Below are 26,181 nucleotides of genomic sequence, written 5' to 3'. Positions count from 1 at the left end.
AGTAAACCCGGGTCTGACCCGCAGGGTCAGACCCGGTCGACTCAACTGCCGCGGGGGTGGTTGTAGGCCTTTGACTTATTGCGAAGATCAAAAGCCTCGAACCCAACCCCAGGCTTCAAGACCGTTGGGGGTCAGACCCTGCGGGTCTGACCCCGGTTTACCGGTTTAGAACTTGTAGTTGCCCACCAGATAAACCTGCCGCCCCAGTGGATCGGTATACCGCGCATCAAACCCCATCTGGTTACCGCCCCCCGCGATCCGCTGCGAGAACGGCGGCTCACGGTCAAACAAGTTCTTGATGCCGCCAGTCAGCACCAGGTTCGGATTGAAGCGATAGCGCGTCTGCCAATCCCACACCAGGTAATCATCCACCTTGCGGTTCGACGCCACGAAATTGCCCGCCTCATCCCGCACCGCCAGGCTGTCCGCGCTGATCGGCATATCGTGATAGCCGGACTTGTACACCCCGGTCAGCGAATGCGTCAGCACATCCGACTGCTTCCAGCTCGCCACCACCTTGCTGATCCAGCGGAAGGTCACCGAGTTATACGAATCGAAACGCCCCACGCTGTTCTCGACCGGGTCGGTCGCCAGCGTCTGGAAATCGGCCTTCTTCATATAAGTACCGGTCCAGTTGAACGCCAGCTTGCCCAGTTTGTAGGTGTGGTCCCAGTCGATGCCCTGGTAGTGCGACTTGGCCAGGTTAAATGGCGTCAGCGCAGCGGCCAGCGTATCCTGCTTCTGGATCGGGTCGTAGTAGGACACGAACAGGCCCATATACTTGGCCGGATTGTTGAACACTTCGTTCTCCGGCAACTTGGAAATCTGGTCGTTGATCTTCACATCCCAGAAATCGAAACCAATGGACAGTTCGCGCATCGGCTCCACGCGCAAGCCAATGGAAGCCTGTTTCGAAGTCTCCGGTTTCAAGCCGGTGGCGCCGGAATACGGATTACCGCCACTGAGCAGGTTATATTCTGAGGTGCCGTTACACAGCGGCATCAGCGGACCTGACGTAATCGGGCATGGATGCGCATTCGACGAGCCGCCGCCTTGCAGCGGGTTGGTGATATCGGTCATCACCGGCGCCTTGAAGCCTGTGCCGTATGAGCCGCGCACCAGCACGGAATCGGCCGGACGCCAGGCCGCGGCCAGCTTGTAGGTGGTCTTGCTGGCCTCATTGCCCTTGGTTCCCGGCGCGACCAGCTTGCCGGTACTGTCGAAGTTCATCTTGTCCTTCACCGCGTCGTAGCTGTCATAGCGCACATCGCCAGTCAGCTCCAGGCCTTTCATCACCGGCACAACCAGTTCGGCGAACGCGCCCCAGTTCTTGCGCGAGGCATCGGTCGGCAAGGAGCCGGAGATGCCGCCGATCGGGCTATCGGTAAAGTTCGGCTGCAGGCTGTTGGCACCCATGGTGATCGCGCTTGGATCGTAAACATATTTCTGGCGCAGGAAGTCGCCGCCCAAAGCCAGCATGGCGGCCCCTCCCGGCGCCTCGAATACCGGACGCGAGCCCCGCAGGTTCACGACATCGATCTTCGAGGTGGTTTCATCCAGTTGCTGGTGCAGCACGGCAGAAGCCAGCGCGGCGCGGGTTTCCTCAGTCGGCACAATGAAGGGATTGTAGGCGCCGGAGGCCATCAAGGCGTCCAGCTTGTCGCTGCTGGTGTAGCCAGCTACCGCGTGGTCTTCCGCCTTGGTTTCGGAATGCGTGTACGAGGCGGTCAGGTCCCAGCCGCCCAACCGGCCTTCGACGCCGAGCGCGAGGTGCCTCGCTTCGGTTTTCCAGTCGTCGGTACGGCCGCCTGCATCGACCAGGCGCAAGCTCATGGTGGCGGAATTCACCGTCGCCGGGTCCACGCCAAGCTTGACCAGCGCCGGCACCACGTTGGCCTTGTACAGCGCGGAATTGATATCCAGCGACAGCGGCTGGGCCGGCGGCGCATAACGCGCGGTGCTGGTGAACTTCGAATACAGGCCTTCGGCGAAGAAGGTCCAATCGGCATTGAGCTTGATGTTGGTGGAGGCGAACAGGCCGTCGCGTTTCAGTTCCGGCAACAGTTCGACCACCGAACCATAGTTGTACATGCAGCGGTCGCCCACCTTGAAGGTGTTCGGCGCGCCACAGGCGCCAGTATTGATCAGGCTTGGATTGAACAGCACATTGCCGTTGCTGGTGCGCGCATTGACGTTGCCCGGGATCGAATTGGCCGATACCTGATACATCGAATAGGCCTTGCCGCCCTCGCCGAAGGCATGCACCCCGCCCGGCGCCGAGAAGCGGCGGTCGCTCGCGCTCAGCTCCTTCTGCGTGTCGTGGCTGTAGGCCAGCAGCACGTTGAAGCCATCGTTCTCCAGCTCGCCAAAGCCCTTGGAAATGGCCACGTTCGAGGTGGAGCCTGCACTGCCCTTGGTGGGGCGGTTGTAGGTCAGCTCGATGTTGGCGTCGGTCTGGTTTTTCTTCAGGATGAAGTTGACCACGCCGGCAATCGCGTCGGAACCGTACAGGGCCGAAGCGCCGTCGGTCAGAATCTCGACCCGCTCGACCGCCGACAGCGGGATCGAGGCCAGGTTGACCGCGGAGCCCGAGCTGTAAGGTGCAATGCGGCGGCCGTTCAGCAATACCAGCGTGTAGCCGGTGCCAATGGCATGCACCGAAGCCGTCTGCACCCCGCCGCCGCCGCCGTTGATCGACGCCGACGACGTCACGAAGCCCTGCATCGACGGCAGCGTTGCTACCAGGTCGGCCACCGTGGTGGCACCGGTCTGCTCGATCTGCGCCTTGGACAGGGTCTGCACCGGCAGCGCGCCTTCCACTGCAACGCGCTTGATTGCCGAGCCGGTGATCTCGACCCGTTGGATGTTCTCCTCAGCCATCACCGGCTGGACTGCAACGCCCAGGCCGGCCATGAACATCAGTCGCACCGAACGCGACAGGATGGTTTCTTTCATCATCGTTTCCTCTTTGACTCTCTGTTTTTTGTACTCGCCGCCGGGTGCGGCTTGTGAATCAAAGCATGTCAATTCAGCAATGAATAATGAAAAAAGCGGATTGTGCCGGAGTCGCCAGGAAGGCGGCGGCGAATCGGCAAAGCCTTATGGCGTGCAACCAACACAAATCAATCTGGAGGAAGCGGGTAAAATGTCGCCTTTGGGCCCGTTGCGCGCCCCATCCGAGAGAGAAAGACCACCATGTTGCGACTGAACGAAATCAAGCTCCCCCTCAACCACGAAGAACCGGAGCTGGCCAAAGCCATTCTGGCCCGCCTGAAGATTTCACCGCAGCAGATGCTGGGCTTTACCGTCTATAAACGCAGCTATGACGCGCGCAAGAAGTCCAACATCTCGCTGATCTACTCGGTCGATGTGGAAACCACGGACGATGCCGGCATCCTGGCCAAGCGCGCCGACGACAAGCACCTGATGGTCTCGCCGGACATGGCTTACAAGTTCGTCGCGCATGGCGTCAACGCCGACGGCAAGCAGCCGCGCCCGGTGGTCATCGGCATGGGCCCATGCGGCCTGTTCGCCGCCCTGATCCTGGCCCAGATGGGCCTGAAGCCTATCGTCCTCGAACGCGGCAAGACCGTGCGCGAGCGCACCAAGGATACGTTTGGCTTCTGGCGCAAGCGCGTGTTGAACCCTGAATCGAACGTGCAGTTCGGCGAAGGCGGCGCGGGCACCTTTTCGGACGGCAAGCTGTACAGCCAGATCAGCGATCCCAAGCACTATGGCCGCAAGGTGCTGACCGAGTTCGTCAAATCCGGCGCGCCGGAAGAAATCATTTATGTCAGCAAGCCGCACATCGGCACCTTCCGCCTGGTGAAGATGGTGGAAAACATGCGCGAGGAAATCACCGCCCTGGGCGGTGAAATCCGCTTCGAGCAGCGCGTGACCGATTTCGACATCGGCGAGGAAAGCGGCGTGCGCCAGATGCGCGGCCTGCACCTGGCCAGCGGCGAATATCTCGCAACCAATCATGTGGTGCTGGCCATCGGCCACAGCTCGCGCGACACGTTCGAAACCCTGTACCAGCGCGGCGTCTACATCGAGGCCAAGCCGTTCTCGATCGGCTTCCGCGTCGAGCACCCGCAATCGCTGATCGACCAGTGCCGTTTCGGCCCGAATGCCGGCCATCCTATCCTGGGCGCGGCCGACTACAAGCTGGTGCATCACGCCAGCAATGGCCGCGCGGTATACAGCTTCTGCATGTGCCCGGGCGGCACCGTGGTGGCGGCCGCTTCGGAGCCGGGCCGCGTGGTCACCAACGGCATGTCGCAATACTCGCGCGCCGAGCGCAATGCCAACAGCGCCATCGTGGTGTCGATCAGCCCTGAGGAAGACTACCCTGGCCACCCGCTGGCCGGCATCGAACTGCAGCGCCGCCTGGAAGAGAAGGCCTATGTGCTGGGCGGCTCCAATTACAATGCGCCGGGCCAGTTGATGGGCGACTTCGTGGCCGGCCGCGCGTCGAGCGACGTTGGCGCCGTAGTCCCTTCCTTCAAGCCCGGCATCACCTGGACCGACCTGGCCACCATCTTGCCGGACTACGCCGTGGTCGCGCTGCGTGAAGCCTTCCCGGCCTTCGACAAGCAGGTCAAGGGCTACTTCAAGCACGATGCCGTGCTGACCGGCCTGGAAACCCGCACCTCCTCGCCGATCCGCATCAAGCGCAATAACGACGACCTGCAAAGCCTGAACACGCGCGGTTTGTTCCCGGCCGGCGAGGGCGCGGGCTATGCCGGCGGCATCCTCTCGGCCGGCGTGGATGGCATCAAGGTGGCGGAAGCGGTGGCGCTGTCTATGCAGGCGGCGGAGAAGTCCTGACTTCAAACGGCATCTGCAGGTGGAAGCGGCAGCCTTGCCCGGGCTTGCTGTGCACTTCCACCGCGCCGCCCATCTGCTGCATGATGGTGTAGACAATATGCATGCCGAGTCCTGAGCCGCCCTGCCCGCGCTTGGTGGTGAAGAAGGGCTCGTAAATCCTTTCCCTCACGCCGGGGGCCAGTCCCACGCCCTGGTCGATGAAGTCCATCTCCAGCCAGCCGTCGGCCGTGCTGGCGCGAACGGTCACCGTGCCGCCCTGCCCATCCGGGTAGGCGTGACGCGCGGCGTTCATCAGCAGGTTGGACAGCACTTGCGAGAACTTCCCGGGCGGCAGGCGTGGCCGCAGCAGATGGTCGATCTCCACCTCCACCTTGATGCCGGCCTTGCGCAATTCCGGGCTGTGCGCCGACACCACGCCCTGCACATAATCCTTCAGCGCCAGCGTGCTCACATGCTCGGTGCCCTGGTCCACTGCCAGTTGCTTGAAGTTGCCGATCAGGGCGGCGGCGCGGTGCAGGTTCTGCTCGATCAGCGCTGCCGCATCGTTCAAGCGCGCGGCCAGGTTGACCAGGTCGGAGCGGCTCACTTTCGGCGCTTCCAATGCCTGCACCAGTTGCGCCGTATAGCTGCTCATGGCCGATGCGGCGGTCAGCGCCACGCCCACCGGCGTGTTCACCTCATGCGCCACGCCGGCCACCAGCGCGCCCAGCGCCGCCAGCTTTTCCTGCTCCACCAGGCTGGCCTGCGCCGCGCGCAGGGCCTCGGTGCGGCGCGAGACCTTTTCCTCCAGCAGGTGCTCGCGATCCTGGTGCTGCAGCTCGGCCGCTGCGCGCGCGGCGAAGATCGACAGCAGCGACAGCGCCAGCAAGCGCCTGTTTTCATCTATCGGCTTGGTGTCGATGGCCGACAGGATGCCCAGGGTCTTGCCCTCGGTATCGACCATCGGCATGCCGACGTAGCTTTCCGCCTTCATGTCCACCAGCAGGGTGTCGAGCGGGTAATCCTGCTGGATGCCGCAGCCGTGGAAGCACATGGTCTGGTCGGTCACGTTGTGGCAAGGCGTGTGCTCCAGGCTGTATTCCATATTCGGCAGGAACTCTTCGCCGCCCCACACGGCCAGGGTGCGGATGCCTTCCTGTCCGTCCGGCATGTGGATCACGCGGCCCGCGATCACATAGGTCACGTCCAGCGCCGCCGCAAGGTCGCGCACCAGTACGCGGAAAAATTCCTCGCCGCGCGCACGCGCAGTGGAATCGGTAATCGAGCGCAACGCCGCTTCGGCCAGGGTGCGCGCGTCGTTGGCGTCGAATAGTTCCATCACGGGCTCCTAATGGGGTGGGTGGCGCCGGTACAGGTCTTGCAGGTCATCTTTATGCTGCAACAGCAGGCTGGCCAATGCCGGATCGAAGCGGCTGCCGCTGCCCTCGCGCACCTCATCCAGCGCATGCTGCAGCGTATGCGCCGGGCGATAGCTGCGCGGGCTCACCATGGCGTCGACGAAGTCGGCCAGCGCGGTGATGCGCGCTGCCAGGCTGATATCGGCACCCTGCAAGCCTTGCGGGTAGCCCGCGCCATCCCAGCGCTCATGGTGTTCGTGGGCGATGCGCGCTGCCAGTTGCAGGACCGGCTGGGTCGACGAGGACAGCATATGCCAGCCGATGTCGCTATGGCCCTGCATGCGCGTGCGCTGCGCCGCGTCGAGCGGGCCGGGCAAGTTGAGGATGTCGTCCGGGATGCCGGCATGGCCGATATCGTGCAGCGGGGCGGCCTGGCGCAGCTGGCGCACGGCGTTTTCCGGCATGTCGACCGCTGCGCCCAGCATGGCGGCGATCTCGCCCACGCGTTCCACATGGCCGCCGGACGCTGCCGAGCGGCTTTCCAGCGCCTCGCCAAGGATGTGGATGATGGCTTCCTGGGTCGCCTCCAGTTCCTCACGCGCCAGCAGCCGTTCGTAGGTGATGGCGACATTCGCCGAGAAAAGGCCAAGCAGTTCGCGCTCCTCCGTTTCCAGCGCTTCGCTGAAAGACATGTACAGCAGGCTCTCGTTGCCGTCGCGCGTGCGGTAGTAGCAAGCGTAGTACCGCGGCCCATAATGGTCGGCCTGCTCCGCCATGCAGCGCAGGAAGGCATCGCGCACCTGCGCCGGCAAATGGTCCAGCGTTTCCTCCAGGGCCAGGTCGGCGTAGGCCGTGGTCACCGCCAGCACCTGCAGGCGGCTTGGCTGGCGCGCCGCAGCGTAGGCATTCATGCGGCTGGCGCAGACGCCTTCCGCCTGCCGGCCCAGCAATGCCGAGGCCTGTTCCAGTACTGCGGAACAGAAATGGCGCAGGTTGTCCGAATCGCAGACATGGGTGATGGCGTCGATCGAGCGCCGCAAGCCAAGGCGGGCCCGCTCCAGCCGCATCAGGTCGCGATAGGCGCGCAGGCCGGAATAGAACACGGTGCTGAGCTTGGCGTGCGTCAGCTCGGTCTTTTCGCGGTAATCGTTGATGTCGTAGGTTTTCAACACCAGCGCCTGCGGCGCCTGGCCAGGCTGGCCCGTACGCAATACGATGCGCACGTTGCGGTCGCCCAGCTCTTCGCGGATATAGCGCACCAGCTCCAGGCCGGCGTGCTCGGACTCCATCACGACGTCGAGCAGGATCAGGGCAAACTGGCCGGGCCGGGCCAGGTGCGCGCGCGCTTCGCTGCCGGAATAGCAATGGGAGAAATGGACGCGGCGGCCGTCGAACTCGAAGTCCGACATCACCAGCTCGGTGACCTGGTGTACCGCTTGCTCGTCATCGACGACCAGGATCTCCCAGGGCGGGAGGGACGCGGCCGGGGCTGGCGTTTCATCATCGTCGAACAACATTGCGTCATCAACCATGCCCAGCCCCACCAGAGGTTGTTTATTGAAAATTATATACCGCTACAGCCAGCCCACCTTCTTAAAGCGTCGATACAATGCGCCGCAAACAACAGCCATCAAGGTCAGGGCCGCCGGGTAGCCGAAACGCCAGTCCAGCTCGGGCATGTGCTTGAAATTCATGCCCCACAGGCCGGCGAAGGCGGTCAAGACGGCGAAAATTGCAGCCCAGGCGGCCAGGCGCTTGTTGACCTCGCCTTCTTCCAGCGCCACCATCGACAGGTTGACCTGGATTGCGGTGCCGATGGTCTCGCGCATGGTATCGAGGGCAGAGTTGATGCGGAGCAAGTGGTCGTGGACATCGCGGAAATATTCCTGCGTGTTCCGGCAGACCGCCGGCACGCGGCCGCCGTGCAACTTGCCAATGGCATCGAGCAAGGGGGCGACGGTGTGGCGCACCGTCATCACCTTGCGCTTGAGCTCATACAGCCGCTCGATATTGTCCTGCTGCGAACCGCGGATGAAGATGCGCTCTTCGATCTTTTCCAGTTCGACTTCCAGCGTGTCGATGATCGGGAAATAGCGGTCGACCACAGCGTCCATCAGCGCGTACAGCACGAAGCCGGAGCCTTGCTGCAAGAGGTGCGGTTCCCGCTCGGCACGGGCGCGCACGCCAAGGAAGTCCTTGGTGGAATTGGAGCGATTGGACAGGACGTAGTTTGGGCCGACGAAGATATCGACTTCGCCGACATGCAGCTCGTCCTCGCGCAACTCGAGCATCTTGACCACGACGAACAGGGAGTCGCCGTATTCCTCGATCTTGGGGCGTTGCTGGCCCCGGCCGGCGTCTTCCACCGCCAGTTCGTGCAGGCCGAATTCTTCCTGCATCACTTCGAGTTCCGCGCGTGAAGCGTCGCGCAGGGCGACCCAGACGAAGGCGTCTTGACGCGCCACGTAATCGCTGATGTCCTCGACCGGGATATCAGCCAGCTTGCGCCCATCCTGGTAGGCGACGCAGTTAATCAGCATGCAGGCTCCTCAAATTTCCAAGCCCGCAGCATAACTGAAAACCGGTAAACCGGGGTCAGGCCCGCAAGGCCTGACCCCGCACGCGGCCGCCGCAGACCGGTGTCAGGCACTTGTGCCTGACACCGCCTTACCGGTTTCAGTCATCCTTGGCGCCGTCGATGCCCAGTTCGGCAATCTTGCGCGTGATGGTATTGCGCCCGATGCCAAGCCGGATCGCGGCGTCGTTCTTGCGCCCGTGCGTGTACTTCAGCGCGGTGCGGATCAGGGCCGATTCGAACTGGCGACCCAGCACGTCCATCACGTCCTGCTGGCCGCTGCTCAGCATGCCGGCCGCCTGCAGTTCCAGCAGGCTAAGCCAGCCTTCCGGCGATGCAGCCAATGGCGGTGGCGCCAAGGGCTGCACTGTGCCGTGGTGCTGCGGCATCGCGGTTTCGGCCGCGGCCGGCACGGCGGCATGCATGGCGCTCTCCTGCCCTTGCGTCAGTTCCAGCGGCAGGTCTTTCACTTCCACCGTCTGGCCCGGCGCCATGACGGTGATCCAGTTGCACAGGTTCTCCAGCTGGCGCACATTGCCCGGCAACTCGAGCTGCTGCAAGAACGCCAGCGTCGAATCGCTCATGCGCTTGGCTTCCACGCCCAGTTGGCGCGCACTCTGCACCAGGAAGTGGCGCACCAGGATAGGGATATCCTCGCGCCGCTCCCTCAAACTGGGCAGGCGCAGGCGGATCACGTTCAGGCGGTGATACAAGTCTTCGCGGAACAGGCCGTCGCGCACGCGCTGCTCGAGGTTCTGGTGCGTGGCCGTGATCACGCGCACATTGGCCTTCAGCGGCGAGTGGCCGCCGACGCGGTAGAAGTGCCCGTCCGACAGCACGCGCAGCAGGCGCGTTTGCAGGTCGAACGGCATGTCGCCGATTTCGTCCATGAACAGCGTGCCGCCTTCGGCCTGCTCGAAACGGCCGCGGCGAGTCGTCTGCGCGCCGGTAAAGGCGCCGCGCTCGTGGCCGAACAATTCGGATTCCAGCAAGTCCTTGGGAATTGCGGCCGTATTGATGGCGATGAAGGGCTGCTCGGCGCGCGGGCTGTGCTTGTGCAATGCGCGCGCCACCAGCTCCTTGCCGGTGCCGGATTCGCCGGTGATCAGCACCGTCACATTCGATTGCGACAGGCGGCCGATGGCGCGGAAGACTTCCTGCATGGCCGGCGCCTGGCCCAGGATTTCCGGCGTATCGGCCGGCCCGGATTCGATGCTCGACTCGCGCAGGCTTTCGTCCAGCGCGCGGCGGATCAGCTCCACCGCCTTGTCGATATCGAAGGGCTTGGCCAGGTATTCAAAGGCGCCGCCCTGGAAGGCCGCCACGGCGGAATCCAGGTCGGAGAAGGCGGTAATGATGATCACCGGCAGGCCGGGATGGCGCTGCTTCACCAGTTGCAGCAAGTCGAGGCCGGAGTCGCCCGGCATGCGGATGTCCGACACCAGCACCTGCGGCGTCTCATGTTCCAGCGCGGCGACCGCATCGCGCGCATTGGCAAAGCTGCGCGTTGCGAGGTTCTCCCGCGCCAGGGCTTTCTCCAGCACCCAGCGGATCGATTCGTCGTCGTCAACTATCCAGATTGGTTTCATGTATTCCGATCAAGGCAAAGGCAATAAGATTCTGAAGTCCGTTTGACCAGGCCTGCTTTCGCATTCGATAACACCCATGTGCTGTTGCACGAAGGTTTGCGCCAGCGTCAGTCCCAGGCCGCTGCCGCCATCCCTGCCCGACACCAGCGGGTAGAAAATGCGGTCGCGGATCTGGGGCGGGATGCCCGGTCCGTTATCGATGATATGCAAATCTAATGCCAGCTGATAACGCACCTTCGCCAGCGTCATCTGGCGCGCCACACGGGTGCGGAAAATGATCTCGGCATCGCCCTGCTCGATGCGTGCCGCCAGCGCCTGCGCGGCATTGTGGGCGATGTTCAGGACCGTTTGGATCAACTGCTCCTTGTCGCCGCGGAATTCGGGCAAGGAAGCGTCGTAGTCGCGGCGGATGGTGAGCCCGACCGGGAATTCGGCCAGGATCAGGCTGCGCACCCGCTCCAGCACTTCGTGGATATTGACGTCGCCCACGATGTGCGGCCGGCGGTGCGGCGCCAGCAGGCGGTCCACCAGGGTTTGCAGGCGGTCCGCTTCCTTGATGATGACCTGGGTGTATTCGCGCAGCTGCGTCAGGTGCAGCGGCGGCAGTTCCATTTCCAGCAGTTGGGCAGCGCCGCGGATGCCGCCCAGCGGGTTCTTGATTTCGTGCGCCAGGTTGCGGATCAGCTCCTTGTTGACCTGACTCTGGTCCATCAGGCGTTCTTCGCGGTCCTGCTTCATCTGCTGCACGATCTCGCGCAGCTCGATCATCACGGCGCCATCCGGCTCGTCAAGCGCGCTGGCGATGATGTGCACGTGCAGCGCTTCACGCCCGCTGCGTTCCAGCACCAGCTCTTGCCGTACGTCGGAGAATTTGTGCTCGCGCGCCTGCGCGATGATGTTCTCAAGCTCCAGCGGCGCTGCAAACAGGCCGCCCAGCGGCTGGCGTACCAAGGCCTTCAGCGACGATTCCAGCAGGTTTTCGCCAGCCGCGTTGAGGTACAGGATATGGCCGCCGCCATCGACGATGACAACGGCCGATGCCAGCAGGTCCAGCCCTGCCAGTTCAGCGGGCCGGATGCTGGCAGGGCTGTCTGGGGTCATTTTATATTGGCAAGCTCGCGCTTCAGCGCTTCCACGTTCGATTCCGCACGCGCGATGCTGTCCTTCAGGCCAGTTACGCGCTCCTGGTACTTGGCGGCGTTGCGCTCGTCGGCCCTGCGTTCAGGTTCGCCGTTGTTGAATTCCTTGCGCAAATCCGCCAGCTTACGGTTTTCGGTGTTGAGCTCATCGGTCAGGATGGCGCGGCGGTCGGCATCGCGGGCTTTCTGTTCCGAGCTTTCCACGCGTGGGAAGTTGGCTGGCGCTACGGCAGGTGCGGACGGCGTCGAGCCGCGGCGCGCGCCGCCCGGCGCGGGAATGGTGGCGCCCGGCAGGTCCAGCGTCTTGCAGTTCTTCCCCTTGCGGGTATCGGTCAGTTCCTTGCGGCCATCGGCATCCACGCAGAGAAAAATTTGCTGCGCCTGCGCTGCGCCACTCACGGCCAGCAACGCCAGCCCATGTAATACGAGAGTGCGAGTGTTCATGCCCCGACTATACAACATCCGAAAAAAAACGCGAGGAAAGCAAGCTGCTGGCCTCGCGTTTTTGTTGACTGCCGGTTAATTCCGGCAATCGCCCCCTGATTACAGGGAGTAGTACATGTCGAACTCGACCGGGTGAGTGGTCTGGCGCATGCGGGTCACTTCGGTCATCTTCAGTTCGATGTAGGCATCGATCATCGAATCGGTGAAGACGCCGCCGCGGGTCAGGAACTCACGGTCCTTGTTCAGGTGATCCAGGGCTTCTTCCAGGGATGCGCAGACGGTTGGGATCAGTGCATCTTCTTCCGGTGGCAGGTGGTACAGGTCCTTGGACGCTGCTTCGCCTGGGTGGATCTTGTTCTGCACGCCGTCCAGGCCGGCCATCATCAGTGCAGCGAAGCACAGGTATGGGTTGGCCAGCGGGTCCGGGAAGCGGGTTTCGATGCGGCGGCCTTTTGGATTGGCCACGTGTGGAATACGGATCGAAGCCGAACGGTTACGTGCGGAGTAAGCCAGTTTCACTGGAGCTTCGTAGCCTGGCACCAGGCGCTTGTACGAGTTGGTGCCTGGGTTGGTGATCGCGTTCAGTGCCTTGGCGTGCTTGATGATGCCGCCGATGTAGTACAGCGCGAAGTCGGACAGGCCGGCATAGCCGTCGCCGGCGAACAGGTTCTTGCCGTCTTTCCAGATCGACTGGTGCACGTGCATGCCGGAGCCGTTGTCGCCAACCACTGGCTTAGGCATGAAGGTAGCGGTCTTGCCGTAGGAGTGGGCAACGTTCCACACCACGTATTTCAGGTTCTGGGTCCAGTCGGCGCGCTCGACCAGGGTCGAGAACTTGGTGCCGATTTCGTTCTGGCCGGCGCCGGCCACTTCGTGGTGGTGCACTTCGACCGGGATGCCCATCGATTCCAGGATCAGGCACATTTCGGAGCGCATGTCCTGGAAGGAGTCGACTGGAGGCACTGGGAAGTAGCCGCCCTTCACGGTTGGACGGTGGCCGGAGTTGCCGCCGTCGATGTCCTTGTCGGTCGACCACGAAGCTTCGTCGGAGTCGATCTTGACCATGGCGCCGGACATGTCGATCTTCCACTTCACGGAGTCGAAGATGAAGAATTCTGGCTCTGGGCCGAAGTAGGCGGTGTCGCCCAGGCCGGAGGATTTCAGGTAGGCTTCAGCGCGCTTGGCGATGGAGCGCGGGTCGCGGTCGTAACCTTTGCCGTCCGACGGTTCGATCACGTCGCACTGCATGAACAGGGTGGTTTCTTCGAAGAATGGGTCGATGTTGGCGGTCGCAGGATCCGGCAGCAGGATCATGTCGGAAGCTTCAATGCCTTTCCAGCCGGCGATGGAAGAACCGTCGAAAGCGTGGCCCGATTCAAATTTGTCGATGTCGAAATGGGACACAGGCACGGTTACGTGCTGTTCCTTGCCACGGGTATCGGCGAAACGGAAGTCCACGAACTTGACTTCGTGCTCTTGTACCATCTTCAGAACGTCTGCGGCGGTCAGTGCCATTACATATCTCCTAAGTGAAAAAACTGCCGCGACCACTTGGGTGCGGCGAACGCTGGTGGTACATTAAGCAGATATCATGCCAGCCAATTCCATGCTACCAACACGCAAAAGGCGCACCATGCGGGTGCATCTGCCGATTATCGCACCACTGTGGTGCATATTTGCACCAATTGAAGCAAATGCATCGTTGTGGTGCAGTCATCATAAAGGAAAAACCATGAGTTCCACCGCCGAAATCCTCGACCGTGCACGCAAACGCGACACTTCCCTGCCCTATGCCGGTGCGGTGACCCCGCATGAGGCATACGAGCTGCTGAAATGCGATCCGCATGTGCGCCTGGTCGATGTGCGGACCAATGCCGAGCGCGATTGGGTGGGGCGCGTGGCGATTCCGGCCGAGCAGCATCATGCGGCGCAGTGGAACGTCTATCCGGGCGGGACGCCCAATCCTGACTTCCTGGGCCAGTTGGCGGCGGCGGTGCCTGGCAAGGACACAGTGATTGTGTTCCTGTGCCGTTCTGGCGTGCGTTCGCGCCATGCGGCCAAGGCGGCGACCGAGGCCGGCTACACCCAGTGCTACGACATCCTGGAAGGCTTCGAAGGCGACAAGGATGCCGAAGGCCACCGCAAGAACGTGGGCGGCTGGTGCAAGGCAGGCCTGCCCTGGGCGGGCGCGTAAGAATTAAATGGGCATCGGGATAGTTCAATATCGCCGATGCCCATCATCTCTCCGGTGTAACTGCCGCCTATCCGATCCGCGGCTTCTGGGTTAAAGCGCGTAGTTCAAACGTGCATAGACAAAGCGCCCCGAGCGGCCAAACGGCGAGTAATTGGAATATGGCGCATTGCCGGTGCCATTCAACAACGCTGGATACGGATCCGGATACTGGTCGAACAGGTTCTCCGCACCCAGCGCTGCAGTCAGGCGCTGCGTGATCTTGTAGCGCCCTTCCACGTCAACCAAAGTCTTCGGCGTCATCCAGTGATCGCGTGCCGGATTCGCATCCGGTTGCAACACCTTGCCGTAGCGCGTGGCGCGGAAGGTGCCACTCCAGTTGCCCAGCGTATGGTTCACGCTGGCCGTGAACTTGGTCTGCGGCGTGCCATGTTCAAAGGTCAGCACGTTCACGCGGTCGAACAGCGGGGGCGCAGGATTCAGCGCGGCCAATTGCGCAGTCACCGGCACCTTGGTCACTTCGGTCTTGGTGTAATTGCCCGCCAGAGTGAAGTCGAACTTGCCCACGTTGCCTGCATTCCATGGATAGTTGGCCACCACGTCCACGCCGCGCGTCGTCGTGTTCACGCCGTTGATGAAGAAGCGCCCGCCGCCGATGCCGATGAAGCCCAGCGATGTCAGGTAGTTCCGCACATTGTCCTGCAGCAGGTTCTCAGACAACACGATGCGGTCACGGATCTTGATCTGGAACGCATCCACCGTCAGGCTGGCCTTGCCCATCTTGCCGACCGCGCCCAGCGAGAAGTTGGTCGACTTTTCGGCATCGAGCGGCTTGGCGCCCAGCGCCACTGCAGCCGGATCACTAGGCTTGAAGGTGGTGATGTCGTATGGCACGCCGCCAACGAAGTTGGTCGCCGTGGAGGTAAAGAACTGCTGCTGCGGCGACGGTGCGCGGAAACCATTTTGCGCCGAACCGCGCAGCGCAAACGATGGCGAGAAGTTGTAGCGGGCCGCCAGCTTGCCCGACCAGTTGTTGCCGAAGTCCGTGTAATGCTCGCCGCGCACTGCGGCCGATGCCAACAGGTTCTGCGTCAGGTTCGCTTCCACGTCGACATATACCGAGTAGGCCTTGCGGTTGGCATCCGATTCATCACTCGGACGGAAGCCTGGGAAGACCTGCGAACCGGAAGCCGTAGGCCGTGGCGTTTGCGCCGCCGGCGGCGGCAGCGGCGGCAGCGTCACTCCACCGTTACGCCAGGAGTCAGGCTCGCCAGCATGCAGTGCGTAGCCTTCGCGACGCGCTTCCGCGCCAACGGCCACGTTGAGCGGCGACGACAGGCCTACTTCGTACTGCCGCACGCCAGACAGGTTCAAGGTGAGCTGGTCGTATTTGAAACCGCCTGCATCGAAGACAGTCTTGGAGGACGGGCCAAGGGAACGGTTCAGCGTGTTCTCGATGGTGAAGTCCATCCGGTTGTCGCCGTAAGTCACGGATGCATCCATGTCCCACTCGCCGGCGGTCCAGGTGGCGCCGAAGGCGGCACTGAAGTCCGATACTGCCGGCGCGATGATCGGCAGGAAGCCATTTGGATAAATCTCGATCGTATTGTTGTCCTGCTGGGCGCGGCGGAAGAAGCCGCCCGAACGCGCATCGCGGTCCTGGTAGCTGGTCCAGCCATACAGCTGGACGCCGCCTGCCAGGTTGTAGCCGGCGTTGGCGAAGAAGGTACTCTGCGTCAGCTCAGGCTCGCCGTACCAGGCGTTGAAGCGGTTGAAGTTCGCTTCGCGCGGATCGAAGGCGCCGTTTACCAGCGGATATTGCTGGCGTACGTCCCAGCCGGAACGCTCGGTATGATCCTGCCGCTTGCGCTCCAGCGCGAGAGTCAGGAAGCCGCTTTCGCCCAGCTCCATGCCTTTCCACAGGCTGAGATTGAGCGTATTGCCGTCCTTGCGCTTGCGCGAATCTTCAACGCCCCAGGTGGCGCCGGCCGGCGGCGTGCCTGGATTGAAGTTGTACTCGGTATCGCGACGGCCATAACTCACGCTGGCTTCGCCGCCGGTGCGATCGGTGCGCAGGCGCACGTTGATCACGCCGGCAATCGCGTCAGAGCCGTATTGTGCGGACGCGCCATCGCGCAGCACTTCAATGGTCTTCACAATACCGGCCGGGATGGTATTCATGTCCACCGCTGCCGAACCGCGGCCGATAGTGCCATTCAGGTTCACCAGCGATGAAGTGTGGCGGCGCTTGGAGTTGACCAGCACCAGGGTCTGGTCGGGCGCCAGGCCGCGCAGGGTGGCCGGGCGGATGGTGTCGGTACCGTCGGCCAGGCCCGGACGCGGAAAATTCAGTGAAGGCAGCGCCACGGACAGCGCTTGCGTCACTTCCGGCACACCGGCATTCTTGATGCTGTCGGCGCTGATGACGTCCACCGGTGCGGTGGTGTCGAGCACAGTGCGGTTGGAGACCCGGGTACCGGTCACCACCACCGTAGCGGTTTCGCCGGCAGGCGCTTCCTGCGCCCATGCGGCATTGGTGAAAAGTGATGCAACTGCGATTGCCAGAACCTGTTTTTTTGGTGCCATAGCTACCCCTTGTTGTTAAACCAGTTTCACTCCCCGGCTTATCTTTGAGGTAACTGTAAGCAACTGTCAATTAAGGGTCTCGCGGATACAACACTTTCAAGGTGTTTTACGTGTTTGTACGTAGCTTCTGCCGCACGAACTCGATGTGGTTGCGCAAGCCGTAGAACTCATCGGCAAAGGATAGCGGCACGGTGAGACGGTTGACCCGTTCTTCGATCTGGTCCAGGCGGTGCAGCAGCTCATCGCGCGGCTTGCCCTCATCGACACCTTGCTCCACCGAGCGCAGTTGTCCATACCAGCGGTAGACGCGCGAGCGGATGCGCCAGACGTAGATCGGCGGCACGACTTTCGACAGCGGCAGGATCAGGGCGCCGGCGGCCAGCACCACCACCCACAGGCGATCGAACAGGTTGGCCAGCCAGAAGGTCATGTAGCGCTGCAGGAACGGCGGGCCATCCTTGTAGAACTTGGCCGCTTCCCGCGCGACCGGGATCTCGGTATAGCGCGGTGAAGGGAACTGGCCCTGCTGCTGGAACCAGCCCGCCCCGCTATGGATGCCGCTGGCGGCCTGTACGAACAAGTCGATCAAGGCCGGGTGCAAGTCTTCGCGCGCCACCAGGGTGGCGGTTGGTGCGATCAGGTGGTAGTCGCGAGCCGGCAGGTCGCGGCCCAGGTCGACGATGCCGCGCGGCAGGGTGACATGGGTCAGGAACGGCAGCCGGCGCGCATAGGCTTCGGCCTGGGTGAAGTTGAACAGCTTGATCCCGGGCGTCATCAACAGCATCTGGATCAGCGGGTCGTCCGGCGCCGCTGCGAATACCAGGGCATCGATGCGCCCTTCCAGCAGTTCCACCGTGGCGGGCGTGTTTTCCAGGTCGCTGGCGATGATGTCGCCGTTGTGGACGCCGTTAATCTGCAGTACCTGGCGGAACAGGCGCGGCACGCCGCTGCCTTCGGGGCCGAGGTTGACCTTCAGTCCTTTGAGGCGGGTCAGGCTGTTGACGGCTTTCTTCTCGCGCATGAAGAGCCACACAGGTTCGGTGAACAGGCTGCCCAGCGAGACCAGGCCGGTGCGTTCGGCTTCGGCTTCGTTGGTGGAGCCGCTTTGCACGAAGGCGATGTCGGTTTCGCCTTTGTTCAGGCGCTGCAGGTTTTCCTGCGACCCCTGGCTTTGCTGCAGGACGACCTTGATGCCGTGCTTGGCCATCGCTTGCGCGTAGCGCTTGCCGATGTTTTCGTAGGCACTGTTTTCCTGACCGGTGGAGAGCTTGACCACGCGCGGAGGGGTGGGGTCGATGATCCAGTAGGCCAGTGCGCAGGCGCCAGCGATCAGCAGGATGGTGGGGGCGAACGAGACCAGCAGGTCGCGCAGGCTGATGCGGGTGAACTTGGTGATGAGTTTCATTCGCGCATTTTAAACCGGTAACCCGGTGTCTGACCCGCAGGGTCAGACACCGTCAGTGCGGCGGCCGCTGACGGGGTTTGAGGCTTTTGACTTTCGACGAAGATCAACGGCGCACAACCCAAGCCCTCGGCCTGGAGACCCAGGTTTACCGGTTTAGCGCGCGCCGCAGGCGCGCAGCGGCGCGGCGGGAGCTGCAGCGGAAGTCGCCGCCACCAAAGCCGCCGTGGCCACCGGCTGCACGCCGCCCGGCGCGCCAGCCGCCATCGCTGTGACCACCGGCGCAGCCTTCTGCGCATTCGGCTCGATCAGCGGCATCAGCGAAGGCGCCAGCACCGTCAGCAGCTGCACCGGTAGCGCCGAGGTGAAGTCATAATTCTTCGACTCCGGCCCATGCACATAAGCCGTCATCGAGCCGAAGAAGCGCTCCCCGATATTGAACACGAAAGTGGCCGAGCGGTTCACGTAACGCGACTCGATCAGGCGCCCGCCCGCCGCGTACACGTCAAAGCGCTGGTCGCCGGTACCGGTCTTGCCGCCCACAGGAATGATCTGCCCGTCCGACCCGACGAAAGCGGACTTCACGCGCCGCGCCGTACCATCCGACACCACTTCACGGATCGCGTCGGCCACGGCACGCGCCACTTCCGGCGTCAGCACCTGCTCATTGCTGCTCGACTTGTTGCGCGCCACCGTGGTCTCGTAGGGCGTGCCTTCCGCAAAGTGCAGCGACTCGATGCGCTGCGTTGTCTTGCGCACGCCGCCGTTGACGATGATCCCCATCATCTCGGCCAGCGCTGCCGGACGATCGGCCGACGCGCCCAGCGTGGTCGCATACGATGGCACCAGCGAATCGAACGGATAGCCCATCTTCTTCCACTGGCGGTGGATGCCCATGAAGGCCTCCATCTCCAGCAGGCCGGCGATGCGCTTGTCCTGCGCGTACTTGTGATGGGTCTTGAACAGCCACTGGTAAACCTCCTGGCGCTCCTTCTCGCTGGCGGCCACCACGTCGGACAACGAAGCCCCTTCGTTCTGGTGCAGGTAAGCCACCAGCCACAATTCCAGCGGGTGCACGGCAGCCAGGTAACCGCGGTCGGCCAGGTTCCATTTGTCCATCGCGTATTGCTCGTACATCTTCGCCAGCCGCTCTTCCGGCACATCGTTCTGCACCTTCAGGTTTTCGTTCACGAACTTGTCGAACTCCGCCAGCGTCGCGTTTGGATATACGGTGCGGTGGATATTCGCCAGGCGCACCGGCGTCGGGCGGATCGTATCGAGCAGGATGGCATCGAGCTCCGACGTCTTCTTGCCCTTGTACTTGGCGTAGAAGCGATACAGGAATTCCTTGCCTTCCTTGTCGGCGAAGCGCGCCAGATAGGCCGCGCGGCGCGGATCGTCGGAATCGGTCAGCAGCGTCTGCGAGGAGCCCGGCATCTGGAAGGAGTAATACTTGACCACGTCGCGCATCAGGCGCACGAACACCAGGTTGGTGGAGCGGCGCAGCGCTTCGCGCACGGTCATGATTTTGAAGTCGTCGTCCTTGCTGAAGTTGCCGAAGTAATGCAGGCCGCCGCCGGTGAAGAAGCCCTCGCCAGGATTGGCCGAATACTTGCGCTCCAGCGCCGCCTGCAGCATGTCAGGCAGGTTGCGCTTGTCCTTCGGCGTCATGGTCAGGTACTCGATGCCCCAGGTGGTCAGGCGGTCGCGCTGGTCGACGCTGACCTTCTTCAGTTCAGCCACCTCCATCTGGCCATACTTCTTGTACAGCTGGTCAACGATGTCCATGTAGGTGACAAGGGTGCGCAGCTTGGCGGTGGAGCCCAGGTCCAGCTTGGCGCCTTCGTTGATGTCCAGCGGCTGGTCGTAGTTATCGGTCTGCACGCGCAGGTAGTTGGCGTGCTCGCCGCGCTCCAGCAGCGTGAAGCTGTACACCACGTTGGCCGGGTCGCCATTGCCCAGCATGCCCTTGCCGGTCAGGCCGGCCTGCACGGCGGTCTCCGGCTCGCGCAACTGGCGCAGCATGGCGGTGACGGTTTTCTGGGTTTCCGCGTCGAGCGTGGTGTTCACCGACAGGTCGAGGCGGTCCAGGTTGTACATGCGGTTGTCGCCCAACAGGTTGGCCAGGTGCACGCGCACGGCGTTCGAGGCCTTCTTGGTGACATAGGTCATCGGCGGCGCAGCCTGCACGCCGTTGCCCTTGGCCGGGTGCAGCTTTTCCTTCAGCGCGGCGTCGCGCAGCTGCGGCGTGATGATGCCGGCGCTGGCCAGCAGGCGCAGGTGGCTGTTGGCCAGCGTCTCCAGGTCTTCATCGCCCTCGCCCAGGTAGTAGCTCGGGCGGCGCTGCGCGATCAGCAGCGACAGCGCTTCCTTGAAAGCCAGCGGGCTGCCCGGCTGGTCCATCTTGCCGCCCAGCAGGCGCCCCACTTCGTCGAACTCGCGGCCGTACCAGACCCACATGCCGTCGCCCACGCCGTTCACTTCACCGTAGCCCGGCTTGGCCGACAGCGGCACGGTATTCAGGTAGTCGACCACGATCTGGCGCCGCACCTTGGTTGTGTCTTCGCCCTGCTGATAGGCTCGCAGCGAGGCCGAAATCATCTGCTGCAGCTTGTCCTTCATCGAGCCCGTGCGGCCTTCCGGCGAATGGCGATATTTCTCGATCTGGGTAGCCAGGGTGGAGCCGCCCGCCGCGCGGTGGCCGCCGGCGCCCACGGCGCTCGCGGTTTTTTCAAGGATGGCCTTGGACAGGCGATCCCATTCGACGGCCGGGTTGCGTTTCGGGTATTTGTTGTCCAGCAGCTCGCGGTTCTCGATGAACAGCAGGCTTTGCACCAGCGCGTTCGGCGCCTGCTCGAAGCTGCCGTAAATGCGCTCCGGATAGCTGGCAGTGAATAGAGGCTGTTCGCGGCAGTCGAAGATTGACAGGCCGGTGCGGGTCTTTTCGCGATAGGTCGCGAACACGCCCATGTCGGTCAGCTCCAGCATCTTCGGCGAGAAACGCGCCTGCGAAATGACTTCGTAATCGCGCGCCTTCAGCTTGTCCAGGTAATCCGGCAGGTTGGCGTAGCCAAGGCGCTCGTCGTATGGGCTGTCGTGCGGGAAGCGGATCGACTTGCTCGGCCCCGGTTCCACCTTGTAGGTCAGCTTGCCGACCAGGTCGGTGAACACTTTCGCCTGCATCGTCGAGGTGCGGGTCTCGTGATAGCCCCAGAATCCGCCCACGGTCAGCAGCACCAGGATCAGCACAATCAGCGCATTGCGCAAGCGCGAACCCTTCTTCGGTTCAGATGGAGGTGGCAGTGCTGGCTCGGTTGGCGGGCTTGGTTCGAAGGAGCTTGATTCGTGATCTTGTTGGGAAGGCATAGGTACCGAGCGCAAACGCCGCCTGTTGCCGCCATATCCAATTGCTGCCGCGCCGGCGCGCATTTTGCGCACCGCTCGAACGACAACTCGGGGCCGGCGAAAACGACGATTGCTTAACATAGTGTTCAAACCGGACAGTACACGCAGAGTATTTCTGCTTGATTACCATTGCACCACATCGGCGCGCACTGCACGGGGCAACTCGCAAAATATTTAAACTTCGCGGTTCAGTTTCGCAAAAAAACAACGGCGCTTCACACGTTTGTAAGCGCCGTTGCAAGAGCAGTTAACACCCTTTTCACACTGTGGATTCAGGGCTTCGCGTACTCCACGTTCAGGGCATCGAGCTCACGGCACATTTGGGAAAATGCAGCCTCGCATTGGGGCGGATCGCCTTTCACGCCAAGCTCGATATGGCGCCTGGTGTTCGCATCGCCCACGCTTGGCAGGCTGAAGACCTTGATGCGCGGCCAGGCTGCTTCCAGGGCCAGCATCAGCGGAGTAAGCGCTGCTTCCGCTGCCTCGTACACTAACACCGATCGCTCAGCGCGAGGCTCACGATTGAACAGGTCGGTGTAGTGCGTGTCGAGCACCCATTCGATCATCGGCCACGCCATGACCGGGAAGCCGGGGACGAAGTAATGTGTTCCATGCGCGAATCCGGCCACGCTGTTATACGGATTTGGAATAAGCGCAGCGCCTTGCGGGAATTCGGCCATTTGCAAGCGCTGCAGGTTTTCCGCCGAAGCGAGATCGGCTACCTCGCCCTTCTCTTCAGCCACCTGGCGCACGCGCTGCTGGATGCTGTCTTTTGCGCCTTCGTGCAACTCCAGCGGCAAGCCCAGTGCCGCAGCGGCGGCCTGCCGCGTATGGTCGTCCGGCGTGGCGCCGATGCCGCCGCAGGAGAACACGATATCGCCGCTGGCAAAGGTGCGCTTCAGGGTGGCGGTGATGCGCTCGCGGTCATCGCCCAGGAATTCGGCCCAGGACAGTTGCAAGCCGCGTGCCGCCAGCAGCTGCACCACTTTGGGGAAGTGCTGGTCGGTTCGCTTGCCGGAAAGGATTTCGTCGCCAATGATGATCAGTCCGATTCGCATAGGCTTTCCTCGAAGGGTTCATGGCGCAATTGCGCCAGCGCTTGCAGGCAATAATACTCAAACCACAGGCCGGTGAAGATGAAAATCACCACATACACCCAGATCGATGCGGCCAGCAGGATCGGGAAGAAGGCAATGGCAGCAGCCGCGCCGCCCACCCACACCAGTGCCGGCAGCGAGCCGGCCAGGCCGGACACCACGCCGATCGACATCAGCTGCCAGCGATGTTCGCGCTGCAGCTTGGACAGTTCTTCCGGGCTGGCATAGTCGGCCAGCGCGTCATAGCTCATCACGCGGCTGGTGAGCCAGCCCCACAGCAGCACCGTGGCCAGGCCGGCCAGCGGCGGGAAGATATACATCGGCAGGATGCACAGCCAGGCCACGACGAAGATGCCGAAGGCGCCCAGCGCCTTGACGACGCCGCCCAGTATCGAACCGCCCTGCTTCTTTTCCAGCTGCGGGAAATGGCGCCCGCCGACGTGGCGCACGATGAACGGCATGGCAGCCACGCCGATGAAGATCATGGCCGTCACGATCATCAGCGGCAGCAGCAGCAGTAGCGCAAACAGCGGCACCACGATCGAGCGCAAGCCGCCCAGGCCGATCGATTGCAGCCAGTCGCTGGTGACGCGGTATACCTCGAATTCCACGAAGTGGCCGTGCAGCCAGTCCAGCAGCGGCTGCAGGCCAAGCCAGAGCAGCAATGCCCAGAGGGCGACTGACAAAATGAAAGGAACAATACTCAGCAATAAGATCTTGCCGTGGAACTGGGACAGCAGGGCCCTGCCATAAGCGTGGATAACAGCGCGCATTAACTCGGTTTCTTTCTCAAATATTCAAACATCCGCTTCAGGCCCAGCCATTGCTGGGCCCAGAAGCCGCGGCCGTAATCGCGGCCCGCCAACTGGTCACGCACGCCGGTCGCTTCGAAGCGCGGCGTGAAGTTAGCGGTGCGGAAAATAATGTCCCAGATCGGGAACAGCACGGCGAAATTACAACCACCCAGCGTGCCCTGGCCCTTCGATTCATGGCCGACGCCAATCGCGTGATGCATGCGGTGGTAGCGCGGCGACACCAGCAGCCGTTCGCCAATGCGGCCGAAGTGTATACGAACATTGGCGTGTTGTAAGCTTTGTACGATACGGGACAGCGATACGAGGAGCACGTACTGGCTTGGCGGCACGCCGATGGCCAGCGCCAGCACCGCCATAAAGACATCGTGCAGCAGGTCGTCCAGCAAATGATTGCGGTCGTCGCTCCACAGGTTCATGTTCTGCTGGCTGTGGTGCAGGCTGTGCAGGCCCCACCACCAGTTGAACTGGTGCTGGGCGCGGTGGAACCAGTAATCGAAAAAGTCCAGCACCAGCAGGTAGACGGCAAAGCTGGCCAGCGGGTGCATATTGGTGACCAGGTTTTCCAGGTTGAAGGGCTGCACGCCTTCCATGTGCAAGGCGCCGGAAATGGCGTCCATGACGGGATCGAGCGTAAAGAACAGCAGCAGCGGAATCAGGCCGATACGCTGCAGCACCGTGTAGATGAAGTCATTCCAGCGCGCGCGCTTGTCGCTGAACTGGTGCACCGGGATGGCCGCTTCCAGCGGGCGCAGCACCAGGTAGATCAGCAGCAGTTCGGCCATGCCGATCAGCAGCCATTCCGTGCCTTCGAAGGCTTCTTCGGTGATGTCGCCCATGCCGGAGTAATAGATCAGCGGCTGGATGGCGTTTTCAAACAGCCAGCCCTGGGCTTGGCCCAGGAGGTCCAGGAAGAATTGAATCATTTGCTGTAATCCGGGTGTTCTCTCAGGGTGGCGAAGCAGAAGCCTTTCTGCTTCAAGCCTTCAATCAGGGGTTCCAGGTTGGCCGGCGCCCATGGGTCCTTGCGCGACCAGATGCCCATGTGGGCCATGAAGATGTCGCCGTCGCGCAGGCCGTCCAGGGCGCGCTTCAGCAATTGCGCGTTGGAGGCGCGTTCCACCGGCAGTTCGTCGCCGGAGAAGCCGGCGGGCGTGGCCCATCCCGCATGCTGGTAGCCGCAGGCCTTGCCGGCAGCCAGGGTGCGCGGGCTGGTCTTGCCGCCGGGAGCGCGCCAGAACGGGTCCAGCGCCTTGCCGGTCAGTTCCTGGAAGCGCTGGTCGACGCGGCGCAACTCCGCGCAGTACTGTTGCGAAGTCCAGTCCTGCACCTTGCCGGCGCGGGCGCCGAATTGCGGCTTGACGCTGATCTTGCCGTTGCCGGCGTCGCGCACGTAATAGGTGTGGTCGAAGGTGTGGCTGCCGAAGGCATGGCCCTCGGCGACGCGGGCGCGCCAGTAGGCTTGCCAGGACGGGTCCAGGCTGTAGTCGCCCTTGACGGTCTTTTCGTTCGCCAGGAAGAAGGTGGCCTTGACGTTTTGCCGCGCCAGGACCGTCGCGATCAGGTCGGCCTGCGACTGGCTGCCGGTGTCGAAGGTGAGGTAGATCGTGCCGCGGCATGCCGGCGCGGGCGCCTGCGCGGCGGCCGACGCGCCGGTGGCCGCCGCAGCGGCCAGTCCCAGCACGCATGCCTGCAACCGCATTACATCCTCGCGGACGAGTTGGCGAAGAAGACGCCGTGCGGCGAGCGGCCGACCGGGATCATCTTGACGACCTTCTTCTGCTGCAGGTCGATCACTGCCACTTTTTTAATCCAGCGCAGCGTGGCCCACATGTATTTCTTGTCGGCCGTGATTTCCATGCAATCGGGGCCGCCGGGCACGTCGATGGTGCCGACGTTCTCCAGCGTCTTCTGGTCGATGATGTTGATGGTATTCGACACCCGGTTCGACACATAGGTGTAGCGGCCATCGCCCAGCGCGCGGAAGTTGTGGGTGCCGGCGCCGGCCTTGATGCGCTTGACGGTCTGGCGGGTGCGCCAGTCGATTACTTCGACGTAGTCGCTGCCCATGATCCCGACCAGCAGGTATTTATCGTCCGGCGTCATGGCGATACCGGCCGGCAGCTTGCCGACCGGGATAGTCCACAGCACGTTCTGCGTCTTCAGGTCGACCGCGCTGACCTGGTCGCTGCCCTGCTGGGTGACGAAGGCCGTGGTGCTTTTGGCATCGAAGGCGATATGGCTGGGCAGCTTGGGCAGCGGAATCCGCTTGGCTAGGGTCATTTCCTTGCCGTTATACGAATAGACATCGAGCCGGTGCAAGCGCAGCGAAGTCGCGACGAACCATTTCTGGTCCGGCGAAAAGCCGATCTGGTATGGATCGAGGATATCCTTGACGTGGCGCTGCACCTGGCCGGTCACAGGGTCCAGGAAGACCAGCTCATTGCCCACGGCGCTGGCGACGATCAGCGACTTGTTATCGGGCGTGGCCATCAGGTGGTGGGGCTCTTTCCCCACCGGGAAGGTCTGCAGGCTCTTGTAGCTTACCTGGTCCAGCAACTGGACCGTGGCATCGCGCGAATTGAGCACGACGACGACGTTTGCCTGGACAGGCTGCACGCCTGCCAGCAAACCACATAAAACTGCTGCGCTACGGATACTGCGGAACATGAAAACTCGCTTATTGGTTAAGCCAACCAGTATTTTACGGTCAAACGTCTTGTATCAAGTTATTGCCGACAACATTTAATGGGTATCGGCCGCGAATGGACTAC

General features: G+C 62.6%; 18 protein-coding genes. 2 read left to right on the top strand and 16 right to left on the bottom strand.

Annotated features, from left to right (window positions below; genetic code table 11):
- Positions 1–165 precede the first annotated feature (165 nt).
- A complete protein-coding gene (locus tag ACN9MY_RS08790) occupies positions 166–2,958 on the bottom strand; it encodes a TonB-dependent receptor (RefSeq protein ID WP_426337149.1) in 2,793 nt (930 codons plus the stop codon).
- 237 nt (positions 2,959–3,195) lie between these two features.
- Here ACN9MY_RS08790 and ACN9MY_RS08785 point away from each other — a divergent pair, with 237 nt between their 5' ends.
- On the top strand, positions 3,196–4,830 hold the full coding sequence (locus ACN9MY_RS08785) for an NAD(P)/FAD-dependent oxidoreductase (RefSeq protein ID WP_426169755.1): 1,635 nt from the start codon (positions 3,196–3,198) through the stop codon (positions 4,828–4,830).
- On the opposite strand, the gene ACN9MY_RS08780 is transcribed toward ACN9MY_RS08785, so the two are convergent.
- From ACN9MY_RS08780 to glnA, 7 genes are all read right to left on the bottom strand, one after another.
- Positions 4,805–6,148, bottom strand: a complete 1,344-nt coding sequence (locus tag ACN9MY_RS08780) for a sensor histidine kinase (RefSeq protein WP_426169753.1) — start codon at positions 6,146–6,148, stop codon at positions 4,805–4,807. The two genes, ACN9MY_RS08785 and ACN9MY_RS08780, sit on opposite strands and share 26 nt — an antisense overlap.
- Positions 6,149–6,157: 9 nt before the next feature.
- Positions 6,158–7,699: an HD domain-containing phosphohydrolase gene (locus ACN9MY_RS08775; protein WP_426337148.1), complete on the bottom strand. Its 1,542-nt coding sequence runs from the start codon at positions 7,697–7,699 to the stop codon at positions 6,158–6,160.
- A gap of 42 nt (positions 7,700–7,741) precedes the next feature.
- The gene (gene corA / locus ACN9MY_RS08770; RefSeq protein ID WP_426169749.1) at positions 7,742–8,707 is read right to left on the bottom strand and encodes a magnesium/cobalt transporter CorA; all 966 of its coding nucleotides are present in this window, start codon (positions 8,705–8,707) and stop codon (positions 7,742–7,744) included.
- Positions 8,708–8,843: 136 nt separating this feature from the next.
- Complete coding sequence (gene ntrC / locus ACN9MY_RS08765; RefSeq protein WP_426169747.1) at positions 8,844–10,331, bottom strand: nitrogen regulation protein NR(I); 1,488 nt, start codon at positions 10,329–10,331, stop codon at positions 8,844–8,846.
- Between the two features lie 9 nt (positions 10,332–10,340).
- Positions 10,341–11,432 (bottom strand): nitrogen regulation protein NR(II), encoded by a 1,092-nt coding sequence (gene glnL, locus ACN9MY_RS08760; RefSeq protein ID WP_426337147.1) that lies wholly within the window; start codon positions 11,430–11,432, stop codon positions 10,341–10,343.
- A complete protein-coding gene (locus ACN9MY_RS08755) occupies positions 11,429–11,914 on the bottom strand; it encodes a DUF4124 domain-containing protein (RefSeq protein ID WP_426321736.1) in 486 nt (161 codons plus the stop codon). The genes glnL and ACN9MY_RS08755 overlap by 4 nt, the downstream gene beginning before the upstream one ends.
- 99 nt (positions 11,915–12,013) lie before the next feature.
- Entirely contained in the window at positions 12,014–13,429 is a 1,416-nt protein-coding gene (glnA, locus tag ACN9MY_RS08750; protein WP_090437322.1) for a type I glutamate--ammonia ligase, read from the bottom strand.
- Positions 13,430–13,646: 217 nt separating this feature from the next.
- Here glnA and ACN9MY_RS08745 point away from each other — a divergent pair, with 217 nt between their 5' ends.
- The gene (locus ACN9MY_RS08745; protein ID WP_426169737.1) at positions 13,647–14,108 is read left to right on the top strand and encodes a rhodanese-like domain-containing protein; all 462 of its coding nucleotides are present in this window, start codon (positions 13,647–13,649) and stop codon (positions 14,106–14,108) included.
- 90 nt (positions 14,109–14,198) lie between these two features.
- Here ACN9MY_RS08745 and ACN9MY_RS08740 read toward each other — a convergent pair whose 3' ends face one another.
- From ACN9MY_RS08740 to ACN9MY_RS08705, 8 genes are all read right to left on the bottom strand, one after another.
- Positions 14,199–16,691: a TonB-dependent receptor plug domain-containing protein gene (locus ACN9MY_RS08740; RefSeq protein WP_426337146.1), complete on the bottom strand. Its 2,493-nt coding sequence runs from the start codon at positions 16,689–16,691 to the stop codon at positions 14,199–14,201.
- A gap of 106 nt (positions 16,692–16,797) precedes the next feature.
- On the bottom strand, positions 16,798–18,096 hold the full coding sequence (locus ACN9MY_RS08735) for a TAXI family TRAP transporter solute-binding subunit (protein WP_426169732.1): 1,299 nt from the start codon (positions 18,094–18,096) through the stop codon (positions 16,798–16,800).
- A 153-nt stretch (positions 18,097–18,249) separates the two neighbouring features.
- The gene (locus tag ACN9MY_RS08730) at positions 18,250–21,459 is read right to left on the bottom strand and encodes a transglycosylase domain-containing protein (RefSeq protein ID WP_426337145.1); all 3,210 of its coding nucleotides are present in this window, start codon (positions 21,457–21,459) and stop codon (positions 18,250–18,252) included.
- Positions 21,460–21,770: 311 nt separating this feature from the next.
- Entirely contained in the window at positions 21,771–22,556 is a 786-nt protein-coding gene (locus ACN9MY_RS08725) for a competence/damage-inducible protein A (RefSeq protein ID WP_426337144.1), read from the bottom strand.
- The gene (locus tag ACN9MY_RS08720) at positions 22,541–23,368 is read right to left on the bottom strand and encodes an EI24 domain-containing protein (RefSeq protein ID WP_426169726.1); all 828 of its coding nucleotides are present in this window, start codon (positions 23,366–23,368) and stop codon (positions 22,541–22,543) included. Before ACN9MY_RS08720 ends, ACN9MY_RS08725 begins: the two co-directional genes overlap by 16 nt.
- Positions 23,368–24,333 carry a sterol desaturase family protein gene (locus ACN9MY_RS08715; protein WP_426169723.1) on the bottom strand — a complete coding sequence of 322 codons (966 nt, stop codon included), beginning with the start codon at positions 24,331–24,333 and terminating at the stop codon, positions 23,368–23,370. Before ACN9MY_RS08715 ends, ACN9MY_RS08720 begins: the two co-directional genes overlap by 1 nt.
- Positions 24,330–25,109, bottom strand: a complete 780-nt coding sequence (locus tag ACN9MY_RS08710) for a polysaccharide deacetylase family protein (protein ID WP_426337143.1) — start codon at positions 25,107–25,109, stop codon at positions 24,330–24,332. Before ACN9MY_RS08710 ends, ACN9MY_RS08715 begins: the two co-directional genes overlap by 4 nt.
- Positions 25,109–26,077 (bottom strand): cytochrome D1 domain-containing protein, encoded by a 969-nt coding sequence (locus tag ACN9MY_RS08705; RefSeq protein WP_426169718.1) that lies wholly within the window; start codon positions 26,075–26,077, stop codon positions 25,109–25,111. Before ACN9MY_RS08705 ends, ACN9MY_RS08710 begins: the two co-directional genes overlap by 1 nt.
- Between the last annotated feature and the right edge of the window lie 104 nt (positions 26,078–26,181).

It is taken from the genome of Pseudoduganella sp. R-31, from assembly GCF_049913235.1.
Taxonomy (GTDB): domain Bacteria; phylum Pseudomonadota; class Gammaproteobacteria; order Burkholderiales; family Burkholderiaceae_D; genus Rugamonas.
Note: the sequence above shows the minus strand (reverse complement) of the source record. Positions and strands in the feature narration are given on the sequence as shown.

Bases quoted from the DNA above. Each gene is read 5' to 3' on its own strand.
- ACN9MY_RS08725 (WP_426337144.1), bottom strand. From the start codon at position 22,556: ATGCGAATCGGACTGATCATCATTGGCGACGAAATCCTTTCCGGCAAG.
- glnL (WP_426337147.1), bottom strand. From the start codon at position 11,432: ATGACCCCAGACAGCCCTGCCAGCATCCGGCCCGCTGAACTGGCAGGG.
- ntrC (WP_426169747.1), bottom strand. From the start codon at position 10,331: ATGAAACCAATCTGGATAGTTGACGACGACGAATCGATCCGCTGGGTG.
- corA (WP_426169749.1), bottom strand. From the start codon at position 8,707: ATGCTGATTAACTGCGTCGCCTACCAGGATGGGCGCAAGCTGGCTGAT.
- ACN9MY_RS08785 (WP_426169755.1), top strand. From the start codon at position 3,196: ATGTTGCGACTGAACGAAATCAAGCTCCCCCTCAACCACGAAGAACCG.
- ACN9MY_RS08715 (WP_426169723.1), bottom strand. From the start codon at position 24,333: ATGATTCAATTCTTCCTGGACCTCCTGGGCCAAGCCCAGGGCTGGCTG.
- ACN9MY_RS08790 (WP_426337149.1), bottom strand. From the start codon at position 2,958: ATGATGAAAGAAACCATCCTGTCGCGTTCGGTGCGACTGATGTTCATG.
- ACN9MY_RS08745 (WP_426169737.1), top strand. From the start codon at position 13,647: ATGAGTTCCACCGCCGAAATCCTCGACCGTGCACGCAAACGCGACACT.
- ACN9MY_RS08755 (WP_426321736.1), bottom strand. From the start codon at position 11,914: ATGAACACTCGCACTCTCGTATTACATGGGCTGGCGTTGCTGGCCGTG.
- ACN9MY_RS08780 (WP_426169753.1), bottom strand. From the start codon at position 6,148: ATGGAACTATTCGACGCCAACGACGCGCGCACCCTGGCCGAAGCGGCG.
- ACN9MY_RS08705 (WP_426169718.1), bottom strand. From the start codon at position 26,077: ATGTTCCGCAGTATCCGTAGCGCAGCAGTTTTATGTGGTTTGCTGGCA.
- ACN9MY_RS08775 (WP_426337148.1), bottom strand. From the start codon at position 7,699: ATGGTTGATGACGCAATGTTGTTCGACGATGATGAAACGCCAGCCCCG.
- glnA (WP_090437322.1), bottom strand. From the start codon at position 13,429: ATGGCACTGACCGCCGCAGACGTTCTGAAGATGGTACAAGAGCACGAA.
- ACN9MY_RS08710 (WP_426337143.1), bottom strand. From the start codon at position 25,109: ATGCGGTTGCAGGCATGCGTGCTGGGACTGGCCGCTGCGGCGGCCACC.
- ACN9MY_RS08730 (WP_426337145.1), bottom strand. From the start codon at position 21,459: ATGCCTTCCCAACAAGATCACGAATCAAGCTCCTTCGAACCAAGCCCG.
- ACN9MY_RS08740 (WP_426337146.1), bottom strand. From the start codon at position 16,691: ATGGCACCAAAAAAACAGGTTCTGGCAATCGCAGTTGCATCACTTTTC.
- ACN9MY_RS08735 (WP_426169732.1), bottom strand. From the start codon at position 18,096: ATGAAACTCATCACCAAGTTCACCCGCATCAGCCTGCGCGACCTGCTG.
- ACN9MY_RS08720 (WP_426169726.1), bottom strand. From the start codon at position 23,368: ATGCGCGCTGTTATCCACGCTTATGGCAGGGCCCTGCTGTCCCAGTTC.